Genomic DNA, 16,052 nt, shown 5'->3' with positions numbered 1-16,052 from the left:
TGGCCGCGGGCACCCGGCGCGGCGGGGCCGTACGGGCGCCCGAAGCGGTTCGGCCCCACCCGCCGCCACTCAGTCGATCAGGCCCGTCACCGTGTCCCAGGCATCCTCGGCGTCCGTACCGGCCAGCGCCAGGGCCACCGCCGCCTCACCCGCGGCCAACGCGAACACCGCGGCCACCCACGTGCGTTCCGCCGGGGTCAGGCGGCGCCACTCGATCGCGCCGCCCGCCCCGTCGACCAGATCCGAGGCCACCACCAGCCAACCCCACTCGGCGCCGCCTCGGCCGTTCGCCAGGGCGCGCAGTACGCCCGTGCCCAGCAACACATCCCGCGCGCCCAGACCTCGGCCGAGCAACGACGCCTCCCGCGCCGCGGTGGGCCGCAACCACACCCCGCCACGCGGAGCCACCATGGCCACCACTCCGGCGGCGACTCGTCCCGCCGCCAATATTGCCGCCACCCGTCCGGCCGACCCGGATATCGCCCCCGAAACCGCCACCGCTGCCCCTTATCGACACTTGCTCGCACCCCCCGGCCCATCGACCGGCGGCCCACACCGTAGCGGTGCCCCGGATCGCGGCCCTCGCACCCCCACCACGCAGACGACCCCCACCGCGGTTTCCACCCACCGCCGAACCCGGCCCACCGGGGCAAGCCGACGGCGAGCCGGGCGAGTTGGTTCGGATGAGGCACGAGCGGCGGCGGAGCGCGATGGGACGCGAACGTGTGGTGGGACGGGGTCCGTGGGTGAGCGGGCGTGGTCGACGCAACCCGGCCGCCGCGCCGAGGAGGGGGCATGGTCGACCGCGTCGCGGTGGTCCGCCTGCTCGGGCGGCCGGGTCGGCGGCCGCCTTCGAGATCGATCCGGGCCCGGTCCCACCAGGGGACCGGGCCCGGATCGAGGCCGCGTCAGTCGCGTACCGCTCCCTCGGGGCGGTAGACCATCAGGCGGCGGCCCTTGGCGATGCGGAGTTGGGAGGCGCCGGGGCGGACTTCGCCGTCGACGGCCAACTCGGCGCCCTCCTGTATCTCGGACAGGCGCACCGTGCGGGCCGTGGACGCCTCGTAGACGCGGGAGGTGCCGAGTGTGCCGGACAGGACGGCGGCCACCAGGCGGGTGCGGGCCAGCGGGCGGGAGGCGTCGACGATGCGCACGTCGAGGAGGCCGTCGGTGAGGTCGGGGCGGTAGGTGGGCGCGAAGCCCTCCGGGGCGTATTGGCCGTTGCCCAGGAACAGCAGCCACAACGAGCGCGGGCGGCCGTTGACGCGCATCTTGACCGGACCCGCGTCCCGGAGCACCCGGACCAGGCCCACCAGCATGGCCGGCCATTTGCCGATCTTGCCCTCCAACTCCTCGCGGAAGCGCACCAGGTCGGGGTAGACGCCGAGCGAGAAGGTGTTCAGGAACAGCTCCGGACCCAGTTCCTCGCCGTTGTCGGAGAAGGGGTGCGAGTGGTCGCGCTGCAACTCGGCGACGTCCACCAGCACCGCCTCACCCGCCGCGAGCGCCAGCGCGGTGTCGTCCAGCCGGGCCAGGCCCAGGTCGGCGGCGAAGTGATTGAGCGTGCCGGCCGGGAAGACCGCGAGCGGCATGCCCCGCTCCAGGGCGATCCGCGCCGCGCAGTTCACGCTGCCGTCGCCGCCCGCGACGCCCAGCACCTGTGCGTCCCGGGCCGCCTCGCACAACAGCGCGACCAGGTCGCCGTTCTGGCCGCGCTCGACGACCTTGGCGCCGGGCAGCAGTTCGCGCAGGCGCTGTGCCGTGTCGCCCTCGGGGCCGGCCGAGGAGTTGACCACGACCACCAGGCCGTCACCCTCGACCAGCGCCGGCACCTTCCCGCGCGGCTGCGGTGCGGATGCCGCCTCCACCGGCCGGGTCGGCCACCAGCGCAGCGTCACCGCCGCCAGGCCCGCGCCGAGTGCCGCGCCCGCCAGTACGTCACCCGGATAGTGCACGCCCGTGTACACCCGGGAGAAGGCCACCGACCCGGCCAGCGCGCCGGCCGCCACACCCAACGGACGTGACTCCAACGCGACGCCGGTGGCGAAGGCCGCCGCGGACGCCGCGTGCCCGGACGGGAACGAGGTCGTCCACGGCTGCCGGCTGAGCCGGCGGGCCATCGGCACCGCGTCGATCACCGGCCGGGGCCGGCGTACCCAACTCTTGAGGACCACATTGGTCACGGTCGACGCGAGCGCCACCGAACCCAGCCCGCGCAAAGCCGCCCGGCGCCCGCTGCGTCCACCGGAAAGCGCCATCCCCGCACCGGTCACCGCCCACAGACGCGAATGGTTGGCCGCGCGAGACAAGGCGGGCAGCGCCTTGTTCGCCCACGGCACATGATGCGTTGCCACCCACGCGAAGGCCGCCCGGTCGGCGGCATGGATCTTTCCCATGGCGCCATGAGTACCCGCAACCGGTCGCGCACACCACGACCTGCGTCACATCCGGAGAGCCTCGGACACCTCGGACAGTTCCGCCCGATACTCGATGCGTTCGAGCCACTCGACGGGCCACCCGGCCAGGCCGTGTACGGCGCCGATCATCGCGCCCGCCAACGCGGCGATCGAGTCCGAGTCGCCGGAGGTGGCGGCGGCGCGGGCGAGCGCCGATCTCGGGTCGTCCGGATACAGCGCGACACACAGCACGGCCGTGGCCAACGACTCCTCCGCGATCCAGCCGGCGCCGGTGACGTGGCACGGATCCGAGCGCCGATCCCGCTCCCGCAGGGCGCGGTCCAACCGGTCCAGGACGCCCAGGCATTCGTCCCAGCCGCGCGCGATGAAGCCCTCCGGCGTGTCCGCGAACGGGCCGCGCCACAGGTCCTCGCCGAGCCAGTCGGCGCGGTAGACCTCGCGCTGCGCCTCGGCGTGCGCACGCAGGTGGGCGGGCAGTTCGGCGATCGGCACACCGGTACGCAGCGCGTACACCGCGGTCGCGGTCAGGTCCGAGGCGGCCAGTGCGGTGGGGTGGCCGTGGGTGACCGCCGCCTGGAGTTGCGCCGCGCCGCACCGGGCGGCCTCGTCGAGGTGGTCGACCAGGCCCAACGGGGTGACCCGCATGTTCGCGCCGCAGCCCTTGGAGCCGCGGCGGGTCGCGTCGAGCCAGGTTCGACCGGCGGCCAGCTCCGCGCACGCGGACATGCACGTGTGCCCCGGCGCGCGGGTGTTGTCCGGGGAGTCCCACCAGGCCAGGAACCGCTCGATGACCAGCGGTGCGAACCGGTCGGCGGTCAACGCCGGCGCGCCCGCCCGCGCGTCGATCAGCGCGTGGGCCACCGCCAGGCCCATCTGGGTGTCGTCGGTGACCAGGGCGGGTGTGCCCTCGAGGTCCATCGGGCCGGGCAGTTCGTACCGGCGCACGATCTGCGCGTAGGACAGGAACTCCGTCGGCGCGCCCAACGCGTCCCCGTACGCCAGTCCGAACATGCTCCCGCGCACTCGCTCCGCGTTCCCCGCCATGTGGCACCACCCTTCGTCGAGGTACAGCCTGCCGGCCGGACGGATCCTCATCCGGGCCGGGCAACCGGGGCAGGGGGCGGCGAGACGCGGTGGGCCGGCGGCGGGTGCGGCGATCGGGCGCGGCGTGGGCGCGAGGGCCGCGCGGGCGGGGCCGCGGGTGAGGCTTGCCCGAGCGGACCGGTGGCGCGGGGGTGAGGCGGCGGGTGGCGTGATGGTCGGGCTCGGCGCGGACGCGGGAGCCGGCGGAGGCGGCCGCCGGGGCGTGGTCGCGAGTGCGTGCGCGAGTGGGGCATACCCTCCCGGGAGGGTTCGAAATGGTTGCCCCGGGGCGAAGCTTGAGGGCATGGACGTACTCTCCGGCCGCATCCTGTTGCGCCCCATCGACCTCGATCGTTCGCTGGCCTTCTACCGCGACGTGCTCGGGCTCGCGATCGCCCGCGAGTTCGGGACCGGGATCCATCGCGGGACGGTGTTCTTCCTCGGCGGCGGCTTCCTGGAGGTCTCGGGCACCGCGGCGGAGGCCGGGCCCGGGTGCGCGGACCTGCGGTTGTGGCTCCAGGTACGGGACTTGGTCGCCACCCACAAGGAACTCCTGGGCAGGGGTGCCACCGTGCTGCGCGAGCCGCGTCGGGAGGAGTGGGGGTTGGACGAGATGTGGATCGCCGATCCCGACGGTGTGCGGATCTGCGTGGTGCAGGTTCCGGACCGGCACCCGATCCGCTATCGGCCGGGCATCTGAGCGGTCGCCCGCAGCCGGCGCGCGCACCGTGGGACACGGCGGCGGATGGCGCTCGCGAACCCCGATCGGCCCGTGCCCCCGGGCCTCTTGACGCCCCCTGGCGGCGACGACACACTCAAGCTACCAGCGGGTAACCATTCGACGATGTCCGGGGGCCCACCACCCATGACCGCCTTCAACCTCGCCCTGAACGAGGACCAGACCACCATCCGCGACTGGGTGCACACCTTCGCCGCCGACACGATGCGCCCGGCCGCCGCGGAATGGGACGAGCGGGAGGAGACCCCCTGGCCGATCATCCAGGAAGCCGCCAAGGTCGGACTGTACTCCCTCGACTTCTTCACCACCCAGGCATTCGACCCCACCGGTCTGAGCATGCCGCTGATCATGGAGGAACTCTTCTGGGGCGACGCGGGGTTGGGCCTGTCGCTGACCGGCACCGCGCTCGCCGCGGCCGGCCTGGTGGCCAACGGCACGCAGGAGCAGATCATCACGTGGGCGCCGGAACTGTTCGGCACCGCCGACGACATCCGGGTCGCCGCGTTCTGCTCCTCCGAGCCCAACGCCGGCTCCGACGTCTCCTCGATGCGCACCCGAGCCACCTACGACGAGGCGACCGGCGACTGGATCCTCAACGGGGTCAAGACCTGGGCGACCAACGGCGGCATCGCGCACGTGCACGTCGTGGTCGCCACCACCGATCCCGCCCTGGGCTCGCGCGGCCAGGCGAGTTTCGTGATCCCGCCGAATACGCCCGGACTGTCCCAGGGGCAGAAATTCAAGAAGCACGGGATCCGCGCGTCGCACACCGCCGAGGTGATCCTGGACAACGTCCGCGTTCCCGGCGACTGCCTGTTGGGCGGCAAGGACCGGTTGGACGAGCGGCTCGCGCGGGCCAGGTCCGGTACGTCCGCGCGCTCGAACGCGGCGATGGCCACCTTCGAGTCCTCGCGCCCGGCGGTCGCCGCGCAGGCCGTGGGCATCGCGCGCGCCGCCTACGAGGTGGCCCTGGAGTACGCGCAGGTCCGCGAGCAGTTCGGCCGGCCGATCATCGACAACCAGGGCGTCGCGTTCACCATCGCCGACATGCGCACCCGGATCGACGCGGCCCGGCTGCTCACCTGGCGGGCCTCGTGGATGGCGGCGACGAACCAGCCGTTCACCGCGGCCGAGGGCTCGATGTCCAAGCTGTACGCCGGCGAGACCGCCAAGTGGGTGACCTCCGCCGCGATGCAGATCCTCGGCGGCAACGGGTACACCCGTGAGTACCCGGTCGAGCGCATGCACCGGGACAGCGCGATCTACACGATCTTCGAGGGCACGAGCGAGATCCAACGGCTGGTCATCGCGCGGACGTTGTCCGACGTGCCGATTCGCTGAGTCCGAGCGCGGGCGGCGCCACGCGCCGGCGCGGCGCCCGACCCGTGCCGTGGCCGGGCGCCGCGCCGAGCGTTTCGGCGGGCGTGCTGCTCGGCCGGTCAGCGAAGTGGTCCCGGCTCCGGCTCCGGGTGCGGCTCGTCCGGGGCCGGCGGCGAACCCGGGTCGGGCGGCAACGGTTCGGGGCCGGGCTCCGGCAGCGGGTGCGGCGTGGGCATCGGCGGCACCGGGGGCAGTGGGTCCGGCCATGGGTCGGTCACGGCGACCTCCTGGACAAGGGTCGGTTCCGGGCGGGCCCGGACACGTCGCGGCGGCGACGTCACCTTGCGAATACCCGCGCCGACGCCGACCCACCTCCGGCCACGTCGAGCATGCCGGCGAACGCGCCGGCGAGCGCGCGTTCCATCGCGTCGCCCCGCGGTCGGGTCATCCGACGAAATCCACCCACGACGCCCTCGACGAAGCGCCGCAAAGCCGGGCGGAAGCCGCATCGGTGGGTCAGGAAGAACGTCGAGCATCCCCTGGTTGCACCTAATCTGAAGGCCCTCGTTCGAACAGGAGAACCCCATGGGCGGCCAGGTCCCGATCAGCGAAACCCCCCTCCCGGGCATCGGTACGCAGTACACGCTGTCCACCGTCGCCGGCCGTGCCATCTCCGTGGTCGCCGGGCGGGACGGGGTGCGTCGGATCGCCTTCTACAACGTCGACGACCCCGACGCCTGCGGGCCGGGCGTGCGGTTGACCCGGGCCGAGGCCGTGGCGCTCGCCGAGCTGCTCGCCGAGGACTGACCCACCGGCCCGCGGACCCCCCTCCCCCCGCGTTCGAGCCGCAGACCGTCCTGCCCCTGCGAACACCGCGAGCACAGCCCCACCATGCACCCAGCGACACTGCTCATCGAACTCGGCGCCATCATCCTGGGCCTGTCCATCCTCGGTCGGGTCGCCACCCGGATGGGGATGTCACCGATCCCCTTCTACCTGCTGGGCGGCCTCGCCTTCGGACACGGCGGCGTGCTCGACCTCTCGCAGAGCGACGACTTCATCGAGATCGGCGCCGAGATCGGCGTGGTCCTGCTCCTGCTGCTGCTCGGCCTGGAGTACACGGCCGGCGAACTGGTCACCAACCTGCGCGCGGCCGCGCCCGCCGGAGCGATCGACGCGCTGCTCAACGCGGTCCCCGGCTTCCTGGCCGGGCTGCTGCTCGGCTGGGGGCCCACCGCCGCGCTCGCCCTGGCCGGCGTCACCTGGATCTCGTCGTCCGGGGTGATCGCGAAGGTGCTCGGCGACCTGGGTCACCTGGGCAACCGGGAGACCCCGGTCGTGTTGTCCGTGCTGGTCATCGAAGACCTCGCGATGGCGCTCTACCTGCCCATCCTCACCGCGCTGCTGGCCGGCGTCGGGCTGCTCGGCGGCTCGCTCACCGTGGCCATCGCGCTGGGCACGATCAGCATCGTGCTCTTCCTCGCGCTCAGGCACGGCGGCCGGATCTCCAAGGCACTCTCCAGCGAGGAGCCGGAGTTCCTGCTGCTCGGCGTGCTCGGCCTGACCCTGCTCGTGGCCGGCGTCGCGGACAAGCTCCAGGTCTCCGCGGCCGTCGGCGCCTTCCTGGTCGGCATCGCGATCTCCGGCGACGTGGCCGAACACGCGCAAACCCTGTTGGCGCCGCTGCGCGACCTGTTCGCGGCGGTCTTCTTCGTGTTCTTCGGCCTGTCCACCGACCCGGGCGCGCTGCCGGGCGTGCTGCTGCCCGCCGCGGCGCTGGCGGTGGTCACCGCGCTGACCAAGATCGCCACCGGCTACTGGGCCGCCGCCCGGGCCGGCATCGCCAAACCCGGCCGCTACCGGGCGGGCGGCGCACTCGTCGCGCGCGGCGAGTTCTCCATCGTGATCGCCGGCCTGGCCGCGACCTCGGGCGTCGAACCCCGGATGGGGCCGTTCGCCGCCGCCTACGTCCTCATTCTGGTGGTCGCCGGCCCCTTCACCGCGCGCTACGCCGAACCCGTGCTGCGCCGGCTGTTCGGGCCCAAGCCCGTGCCCGCCCCGATCGAGGAGGACGACGACGATCTGACGCCGCGGTAGCCGCGGGTCCCGCGCCGGCCCCGACCCGGATCACGCCGTCAGGGTGCCGCCGACCACGTGCACCGATCGGCCGATCCAGGCGTCGGCGCGGATGGACGCCAGTACGTCCGGGTGCGTCGACGTCGCCACCGACCGCACCCCGCCCGTACCCTCGACGACCGCGATCGCCACCGCCGGTTCGCCCTGCTCGAACGCCACCGTGCAGCCCACCACCTCGGCCGCACCCGCGTAGTCCGCGTCCACCGGGCGGCTCGGCAACTGCGCGCGCACCTCGATCGCGCGAAAGCCGCCCGCGGCCGGGCGGTCCGACCACAGCGCGCCGGCCTGCTTGGTGACCATCCCGGACACGCTCGTCACCAGCCCGTCGCCGCCCGCGAGCACCCGTCGGGTCACCTCGACCGTGGCCTGCAACGCGTAGTTGTTCAGCGGCCCGCCGGCGAACGCCATCCCGCCCGTCACGGTCAGCTCCCGGCCGGCGCGCCCGGTCAGGCCCAGCTCGTGCCGCTGGATCCGGACCGCGGCCGGGAAGCAGCTGTACAGGTCCAGGTGCGTCGCGTCGAACACCCCCGCGCCCAGTGCCGCGCCGACCGCGGCGAACCCGGGCGAGCGGTCCAGGTCCGGTCGGGCCACCAGCGGCACCATGGTGTTCGCCTCGGCCGCCGCCGTCGGGAACACCCACCGGTCGCGGGCCACCCCGAACCGGCGCGCGGCCTCGGCCGAGCACAGCAGCAGCGCGGCGGCCTGGTCGACGTTCATCTGCGAGCAGTGCCACTTCGAGTACGGGCTCGCCAGCCACGCGTTGCGCCCGGTGGGTGCCAGGAGTTCGTCCGTGTGCGCCGCGCGGCCCCGGACCGAGTGCCCGGCGTCGGCGGCGACCGTGGAGAAGTCCGCCCACAGCGCGGCGATCTCCCGCGCGTCGTCCGCCGGCGATCGGCCCTGCGCGGCGCCGATCGCCGACTCCATCACCGCGTACTGCCGCGCCGGCACCGCCAGATGGCGGTCGATCTCGACCCGGGCCAGGATGTCCGCGCCGGGCGCCCAGACCGTGTCCGGGACCCCCTCCGCGACCGGATCCGCGAGTTCGAGACCGGCGATCCTGGCGCGCAGTCGCCGATGCGCCGCCTCGCCGCCCACCACGAGCACCACCTCGGCCCGTCCGGCGGCGATCTCGGTGCAGGCCCGGGTGATCAACGACTGTTGCAGGACCCCCAGTTCGGCCAACGTGCTGTGCGCGTCCACGATCTTGAACCGGTCCGCCAGCCAGCGCCCCGGATCGCCGTGCCGCCAGGTCCCGCGCGGTACGAGCACCTGCCGCACCGCCCGCAACAGCGCGCCCGACCCCGCCGCGGCGTCCTCGACGGCCTGCGCCATCAGCTCCAACTCGCCGACCCCGGCCCCGGCCTCGGCCAGGCGCTGCCGCGCCACCCCGGCCCCGACCAACACCGGCGTCCGCGGATCGACCGCCTCCAGCCCCATCGCCGCCCCTTGCCGCAACCCATCCGCCCCGGACCACCCGGCGCGCGCCGACGTTAGTCGCGGATCCCGACGATCACCAGTGCGTCCGTCGTCGGGTCCGCGGGGTCGGCCACGGTTGTGGGTCACCTTTCGGCGGGCATAGGACAACCTTCGGCCGGTGGTGCGAGGAGCGGTGTGATGACCGAGCACGATCCGTATGTGCGGGTGCGTGGTGCGCGTGAGCACAACCTGCGGGACGTGGACGTGGACATCCCGCGCGACACGTTCGTGGTGTTCACGGGGGTGTCCGGATCGGGCAAGTCCTCGCTCGCGTTCGGCACGGTGTACGCGGAGGCGCAGCGGCGGTACTTCGAGTCGATCGCGCCCTATGCCCGACGGCTGATCCAGCAGGTGGGCGCGCCGCGTGTGGACGAGATCAGCGGGTTGCCGCCGGCCATCGCGTTGCGTCAGCAGCGGTCCGCGCCGACCTCGCGTTCGACGGTGGGCACGCTGACGACGCTGTCCAATTCGCTGCGGATGCTCTTCTCCCGGGCCGGCGCCTACCCGCCCGGGGCACAGCGGGTGGACTCGGACGCGTTCTCGCCGAACACCGCCGCCGGCGCCTGCTCGAACTGTCACGGCCTGGGCCGGGTGCACGAGGTGAGCGAGGAGTCGCTGGTCCCGGACCCGAGCCGGTCGATCCGGGACGGGGCGATCGCCGCGTGGCCCGGTGCCTGGTACGGGAAGAACCTGCGGGACATCCTGGCCACGCTCGGCTACGACGTGGACCGGCCGTGGCGCGAGCTGCCCAGGGCCGAGCGGGAGTGGATCCTGTTCACCGACGACCAGCCGGTGGTCACCGTGCACCCGGTGCGCGACGCGAGCCGGATCCAGCGCGACTACCAGGGCACCTACAGCAGCGCGCGGCGCATCGTGCTGAAGACGTTCGCGAGTTCCAAGAGCGCGACGCAGCGCAGGCGGGTCGAGCGTTTCCTGCGCAGCGGGCCGTGCCCGGTGTGCCACGGTCGGCGGTTGCGGCCCGCGTCGCTGGCGGTGACCTTCGCGGGCTACGACATCGCCGCGCTGGTCGCGCTGCCGCTGGTCGAGGCGGCGAAGGTGCTGGCCGGCGCGGAGGCCGACGGCGAGCCGGCCGCGACGATCTGCGCCGACCTGGTGGCGCGGATCGCGGTGCTGGTCGAGTTGGGCCTGGGATATCTGAGCATGGACCGGGAGACGCCGACGTTGTCCTCGGGCGAACTGCAACGGTTGCGGCTGGCCACCCAGTTGCGGTCGGGGCTGTTCGGTGTCGTGTACGTGCTGGACGAGCCGTCCGCCGGGCTGCACTCGGCGGACACCGAGGCGCTGCTCGTGGTGCTCGATCGGCTGCGCGCGGCGGGCAACTCGCTGTTCGTGGTGGAGCACCGGATGGCGGTGGCGCGCCGGGCGGGCTGGCTCGTGGACGTGGGGCCCGGCGCGGGCGAGGGCGGTGGTCGGATCCTGTACAGCGGGCCGCCGCACGGGCTGCGCGAGGTGGCCGATTCGGCGACCCGCCGATTCCTGTTCCGGGCCGGCCCGCCGCCGGCCCGGGAGCCGCTCTCGCCGACCGGGTGGCTGACGCTGACCGGGGTGACCCTGCACAACCTGCGTGACCTGGACGTGCGTCTGCCGCTGGGCGTGTTCACCGTGGTCACCGGCGTCTCCGGCGCGGGCAAGTCCAGCCTGGTCGGCGGGGTGGTGGCGGAGGTGACGGCGGAGCATCTGGGCGCCCGGGCGCAGGAGGACGAGGAGCGGCGGCAGGAGTCGGGCGAGATTCGCGCGGTCGAGGGCCTGGATCCGATCGACCGCCTGGTGCGGGTGGACCAGAAGCCGATCGGGCGCACACCGCGCTCGAACCTGGCCACCTACACCGGTCTGTTCGATACGGTCCGCAAGCTGTTCGCGGACACCGACGCGGCGCGCGAGCGCGGATGGACCGCGAGCCGGTTCTCCTTCAACGTGGACGGCGGCCGGTGCGAGACGTGTTCGGGCGAGGGCTTCGTCGCGGTCGAACTGCTGTTCCTGCCGGGGACGTACGCGCCGTGTCCGACCTGCCGTGGTGCCCGCTACAACCCGCGAACGTTGGAGGTCGCCTACCGCGGGCTGAGCGTCGCGGACGTGCTCGGGCTGACCGTGGACGCCGCCGCCGACTTTCTCGCCGAAGTGCCGACCGCCGCGCGCAGCCTGACCACGCTGCGCGAGGTGGGCCTGGGCTATCTGCGGTTGGGCCAACCGGCGACCGAGCTCTCCGGCGGCGAGGCGCAGCGGATCAAGCTGGCGAGCGAGTTGCAACGGGCCCGGCGCGGGCACACGTTGTACCTGTTGGACGAGCCGACGGCCGGGCTGCACCCGGCGGATATCGAGTTGTTGATGCACCAGTTGCACGGACTGGTCGCGGCGGGCAACACGGTGGTGGTGGTCGAACACGACCTGGATGTGATCGCCGGTGCGGACTGGATGATCGACATGGGCCCCGGCGGCGGTGCCAACGGTGGCCGGGTCGTGGCGAGCGGGGTGCCGGCCCACGTGGCGGCCGGGGGTGTGGGGGTGACCGCGCGGTTCCTGGCGGCGCACTGACGGGGCGGCCCGGGCGGGGCCCGAGGAACCGTCGCGGAGCGGGAGGGCGCGGCCCTGCCCGGTCAGCCGGCGTCCGGTCCGGCCAGGAAGGCGAGGATGGCGGCCGGATCCTCGCTCGCGCACGCGGCCCGCACGGCCGACTCGTGGGCCTCGGCCAGTGCGTTCAGCCGGGCCAGGCGATCGTGGCCGCGCCGGGACAGATGGGCCGCGATCCGACGGCGGTCGATGCCGGACTGGCGTCGGTAGATCCAGCCGTTGTCCACCAGCGCGTCCACGATCCGGGTCAGGCTGGCGTGCGGGATCACCAGGCGCTGCGCCAGATCGCCCATCTGTCGGCCCTCGCCGTCGCCCAGGGCACGCAGCACGAGCCACTGGTCGAGGGTGCAGTCCTCCTCGGCCAACGCGTGGGTCAACGTGCGGGTGAGGCGGCGTTGCGCGATGGTGAGCATCTCGATCAGGGGCGGCTGCGCGACGGCCCGCTCCGCGAGTTCGCCGGCGGACATGCCCATCACCCCTTCACCAGGCCCTTTCCAGGAGCATACTTACTCGCCTGATGAGCGTCGAGACAGTCTTGATCGAGCCGCTCGACGCGCTGTATTCCGACCGGAATCCCCAGGTGCTTCGAGTGGGACTCGTGGTGCCCCAGTCCGGTGCGCTGGGGATCATCGGGCCCTCCGCGGTGGATGCGGCGCTGCTCGCGGCGCACGAGATCAACACGGCCTGCGGGGTGCGCGACCGCCCGCTGGAGCTGGTCCTGGTGGACGCCGGCGGCCCGCCCGACGAGGTCGCGGCCCAGGTCGCGATGCTCGGCGACGCCGGGGCGGTGGACGTGTTGGTCGGCTTCCACACCAGCGACGTGCACCGGGCGATCGAGTCGGTGGTCAGCGGCCGGACCCCGTACATCTTCACCCCGCCGCACGAGGGCGGAAGCCGGCTGCCCGGGGTGGTCTGCACGGGGGTCGACCCGATGCGTCAGCTCCGCGAGTCGATCGGCCGGCTCACCGAGCATCACCGGTTGCGGCGGTGGGCGCTGATCGGCAACGACTACATCTGGCCCCAGGCCATCCACGCGGCCGCCACACGGTTGATCGCGGACGCGCGCAGCAGCGTGGTGTACGAGCGGCGGGTGGGCTTCGGCGCGGTGCGCGCGGGGTTGGACGAGTTGTTCGCGGGCCTTCGGGCCACCCGGGCCGACGCGCTGCTGCTCAGCCTGATCGGCCGCGACCTGGTCGACTTCAATCGGGCGTTGCGGCACGCCGGACTGGATCGCATCCTGGTCCGGCTGTCCGGCTCGCTGGAGGAGAACGGGCTGCTGGCCTATGGCGGGGACGACACCGGCGCGATGTACGCGGTGATGCAGTCGTTCGCGTCGCAGACCGATGATCGCCGGTTGGGTCTGGCCGAGCGGCATCGGTCGTTGTTCGGGCCGCAGGCGCCGGTGTTGGACGCCTACGCGGAGGGTCTGTACGACGGGCTGCACCTGGTCGCGGCGTTGGCCGCGCGCGGCGCGCTCGCGCCGAACGGGTTGGCGGCTGCGGTGCATCGCCTGCTGGACGGGGGGCCGGACGCCGCGCGTGGGGCCTGGGCCCGCTCGCCGCTGGGTCCGCCGCGCCGGCAGGTGTTCCTGGCTCGGGCGGAGGGGCTGGATTTCGCCGTGATGCCGCGGCCGGAAAGTACTTCCATTTGGAAATAGTTGGTTCTAGGGTCTTTCCGAGACCCCTCGGGGTCGTCCCGAGGAGAGACCGACATGAGCGAAGTCCCCGCGCCCGAAAAGATCGGCAGACCCGAGTCGACCGGCAGACCCGGCTCGACCGGTGGTCCCGAATCGATCGAGAAGTACGGCTACAAGCAAGAGCTCCGCCGCTCCCTGAGCTTTCGTGACCTGCTCGTCTACGGCCTGGTCTTCATGGTCCCGATCGCGCCGTTCGGCATCTTCGGCGGCGTGTTCCAGGGCTCCGGCGGCATGGTCGCGCTCGCCTACGTCATCGGCATGGTCGCGATGATGTTCACCGCGCTGTCCTACGCGCAGATGTCCCAGGCGTTTCCGATGGCCGGATCCGTGTACTCCTACGCGGGCCGCGGCATCGCCGCCCCGGTGGGCTTTTTGGCCGGCTGGATGATCCTGCTCGACTACATCCTGGTCCCCGGCCTGCTCTACCTGATCGCCGCCGTCGCGATGAACTCGCTGGTCACCTCGATCCCGGTGTGGATGTGGGTGGTCGGCTTCGTGCTGCTGAACACGGCGGTCAACTACCTCGGCGTGGAGATGACCGCCAAGGTCAACAAGATCATGCTGATCGGCGAACTGATCATCCTGGTCCTGTTCATCGCGATCGGCGTGGTCGCGCTGATCGACGGCAAGGGCCGCGGCTTCGACTTCACCCCGATCTACAACAGCGACACCTTCTCCTGGAGCCTGGTCTTCGGCGCCGTCTCGATCGCGGCGTTGAGCTTCCTCGGCTTCGACGGGATCTCCATGTTGTCCGAGGAGAACAAGGACTCGGCCAAGGCCATCGGCAGGTCGATGGTCGCCGCGCTGCTCCTGGCCGGGACGCTGTTCATCGTGCAGACGTGGGTGGCCTCGCTGCTGGTGCCCGACCCCAAGGCGCTGATCGACAACGGCGACCCGGACGGCACCGCGTTCTACGACGCGGCCCGGGTCGCGGCGGGCGGCTGGCTGGCCAAGCTCACCGCCGTGGCCACCGCGATCGCATGGGGTTTCGCCAACTCGCTGGTGGCCCAGGCCGCGACCTCCCGGCTGCTGTACGCGATGGCCCGTGACCGGCAACTGCCGTCATTCCTGGCCAAGGTGCACCCCAAGCACCGGGTCCCGGTCAACGCCACGCTGCTCACCGCCGCGATCTCGCTCGCCCTGGGCCTGTACACCAGCACCCGCGACGACGGCATCACCACGCTGAGCAGCCTGGTCAACATCGGCGCGCTCACCACCTTCCTGGTGCTGCACGTGTCGGTGGTCGTGCACTATCTCGTCCGGAACAAGAGCCGGGACTACTGGCGGCACCTGATCGCGCCCTCGCTCGGCTTCGCGATCCTGGCCTACGTCGTCTACAACGCCGACGGCGACGCGCAACGACTGGGCACGATCTGGTTCGCGATCGGCCTCGCCCTCCTCGCCGGTCTGGTCCTGGCGGGCCGCCGGCCCAAAATTTCCGCCATCGACCAGGTCGAGGAACCCGTATGACCCTGCTCGAAGTCGTCTCCCTGAGGCCGACCTACCACCAGTACGCCTACACCTTCGGCGGGCGCCGCCCCCTTGTGACGGTCCGCCCCGGCACCATCGTCGAGTTGTCCACCGAGGACTGCTTCGGCGGGAACGTCAGGGGCGTCGACGACCTGCCCAGCGCGGTGTGCACCTTCCCCTACCTCAACCCGGTCACCGGGCCGATCGCGGTCGAGGGCGCCGAACCCGGTGACACCCTCGCGGTGCACTTCGTGGACATCACGCCCGCCCGCGACTGGGGCATCTCCAGCACCTTCCCGCACTTCGGCGCGCTGACCGCGACGCCCACCACGGCGATGCTGCACGCTCCGCTGGAGGAACGCGTGTGGGTCTACGACCTGGACGTCGAGGCCGGCGTCTGCCGCTTCCGGGCCCGCAGGAGCGACTTCACGGTGGAGATGCCGCTGGACCCGATGCACGGCACGGTCGGCGTCGCACCGGCCGGCGGCGAGACGCTGATGTCGATCACCCCGGGTGCGCACGGCGGCAACATGGACACGCCCGAGATGCGGGCCGGCACCACCGCGTACTTCGGCGTCAACGTCGCGGGCGGCATGCTCTCGATCGGCGACGGCCACGCCCGACAGGGCGAGGGAGAGGTGTGCGGGACCGCGGTCGAGGCGGCGATGCGCACGGTGATCGTGGTCGACCTGATCAAGGGCGGCGCGCCGGTGTCGCCGCGCCTGGAGAACGACGACCACCTGCTCACCACCGGGTCGGCCCGGCCGCTGGAGGACGCCTTCCGGATCAGCCAGCGCGACCTGGTGGACTGGACGGCGGGCCTGCTCGACCTGGAACTGCTCGACGCCTACCAATTGGTCAGCCAGGCCGGCCTGGCCCCGGCCGCCAACGTGTGCGACACCAACTACACGATGGTCGGCAAGTTGCCCAAGGCCCTGCTCGGCCGACACCGGGCCTACGAGGGGCGGCACGACCACCTGCGGGCGGTTGCGGCGGCCTACCTGGCCGAGCGCTGAGGCCCCGGCACCGGCCGGGACCGGCGAGGTCCCAAGTCCCGTCCCGGTGCCCCGACTCCGGGACCGGAGGGGCCACCGGTTCCCGGTGCCCGGCGGCGGCCGACCGGCCG

At 72.7% G+C, this 16,052-nt stretch carries 13 protein-coding genes; 8 read left to right on the top strand and 5 right to left on the bottom strand.

Annotated features, from left to right (window positions below):
- Window positions 1-69: 69 nt before the first annotated feature.
- The 3 genes from A3IC_RS0140240 to A3IC_RS0140230 form a co-directional block, all read right to left on the bottom strand.
- Window positions 70-498 carry a hypothetical protein gene (locus A3IC_RS0140240; RefSeq protein WP_158696298.1) on the bottom strand — a complete coding sequence of 143 codons (429 nt, stop codon included), beginning with the start codon at window positions 496-498 and terminating at the stop codon, window positions 70-72.
- Window positions 499-908: 410 nt separating this feature from the next.
- Window positions 909-2,396: a bifunctional phosphatase PAP2/diacylglycerol kinase family protein gene (locus tag A3IC_RS0140235; RefSeq protein WP_020555723.1), complete on the bottom strand. Its 1,488-nt coding sequence runs from the start codon at window positions 2,394-2,396 to the stop codon at window positions 909-911.
- Between the two features lie 45 nt (window positions 2,397-2,441).
- Window positions 2,442-3,461, bottom strand: coding sequence for an ADP-ribosylglycohydrolase family protein (locus tag A3IC_RS0140230; RefSeq protein WP_020555722.1), 1,020 nt, complete (start codon window positions 3,459-3,461; stop codon window positions 2,442-2,444).
- A gap of 343 nt (window positions 3,462-3,804) precedes the next feature.
- On the opposite strand from A3IC_RS0140230, the gene A3IC_RS0140225 reads away from it, so the two are divergent.
- The 4 genes from A3IC_RS0140225 (at window position 3,805) to A3IC_RS0140205 (ending at window position 7,656) form a co-directional block, all read left to right on the top strand.
- A complete protein-coding gene (locus tag A3IC_RS0140225) occupies window positions 3,805-4,200 on the top strand; it encodes a VOC family protein (protein WP_020555721.1) in 396 nt (131 codons plus the stop codon).
- Window positions 4,201-4,365: 165 nt separating this feature from the next.
- Window positions 4,366-5,580, top strand: coding sequence for an acyl-CoA dehydrogenase family protein (locus A3IC_RS0140220; protein ID WP_020555720.1), 1,215 nt, complete (start codon window positions 4,366-4,368; stop codon window positions 5,578-5,580).
- Window positions 5,581-6,144: 564 nt separating this feature from the next.
- Window positions 6,145-6,366, top strand: coding sequence for a cation:proton antiporter regulatory subunit (locus tag A3IC_RS59360; RefSeq protein WP_020555717.1), 222 nt, complete (start codon window positions 6,145-6,147; stop codon window positions 6,364-6,366).
- An 84-nt stretch (window positions 6,367-6,450) separates the two neighbouring features.
- Window positions 6,451-7,656 (top strand): cation:proton antiporter, encoded by a 1,206-nt coding sequence (locus A3IC_RS0140205; protein WP_020555716.1) that lies wholly within the window; start codon window positions 6,451-6,453, stop codon window positions 7,654-7,656.
- Window positions 7,657-7,686: 30 nt separating this feature from the next.
- Here A3IC_RS0140205 and A3IC_RS0140200 read toward each other — a convergent pair whose 3' ends face one another.
- Window positions 7,687-9,132, bottom strand: a complete 1,446-nt coding sequence (locus tag A3IC_RS0140200; RefSeq protein WP_020555715.1) for a hypothetical protein — start codon at window positions 9,130-9,132, stop codon at window positions 7,687-7,689.
- Between the two features lie 177 nt (window positions 9,133-9,309).
- Here A3IC_RS0140200 and A3IC_RS0140195 point away from each other — a divergent pair, with 177 nt between their 5' ends.
- Window positions 9,310-11,724, top strand: a complete 2,415-nt coding sequence (locus tag A3IC_RS0140195; RefSeq protein ID WP_020555714.1) for an ATP-binding cassette domain-containing protein — start codon at window positions 9,310-9,312, stop codon at window positions 11,722-11,724.
- Between the two features lie 62 nt (window positions 11,725-11,786).
- On the opposite strand, the gene A3IC_RS59355 is transcribed toward A3IC_RS0140195, so the two are convergent.
- Window positions 11,787-12,227 (bottom strand): MarR family winged helix-turn-helix transcriptional regulator, encoded by a 441-nt coding sequence (locus A3IC_RS59355; RefSeq protein ID WP_245599797.1) that lies wholly within the window; start codon window positions 12,225-12,227, stop codon window positions 11,787-11,789.
- Window positions 12,228-12,277: 50 nt separating this feature from the next.
- On the opposite strand from A3IC_RS59355, the gene A3IC_RS0140185 reads away from it, so the two are divergent.
- Genes A3IC_RS0140185 through A3IC_RS0140175 form a run of 3 tightly spaced genes read left to right on the top strand, consistent with a single transcriptional unit; the run spans window position 12,278 to window position 15,942 of the window.
- Entirely contained in the window at window positions 12,278-13,417 is a 1,140-nt protein-coding gene (locus A3IC_RS0140185) for an ABC transporter substrate-binding protein (RefSeq protein WP_020555712.1), read from the top strand.
- 54 nt (window positions 13,418-13,471) lie between these two features.
- On the top strand, window positions 13,472-14,926 hold the full coding sequence (locus A3IC_RS0140180; RefSeq protein ID WP_020555711.1) for an APC family permease: 1,455 nt from the start codon (window positions 13,472-13,474) through the stop codon (window positions 14,924-14,926).
- The gene (locus tag A3IC_RS0140175) at window positions 14,923-15,942 is read left to right on the top strand and encodes an acetamidase/formamidase family protein (protein ID WP_020555710.1); all 1,020 of its coding nucleotides are present in this window, start codon (window positions 14,923-14,925) and stop codon (window positions 15,940-15,942) included. The genes A3IC_RS0140180 and A3IC_RS0140175 overlap by 4 nt, the downstream gene beginning before the upstream one ends.
- Window positions 15,943-16,052: the final 110 nt, after the last annotated feature.

The sequence above is a fragment of the Embleya scabrispora DSM 41855 genome, from assembly GCF_000372745.1.
GTDB lineage: Bacteria > Actinomycetota > Actinomycetes > Streptomycetales > Streptomycetaceae > Embleya > Embleya scabrispora.
This window is presented reverse-complemented; position numbering and strand designations above follow the sequence as displayed.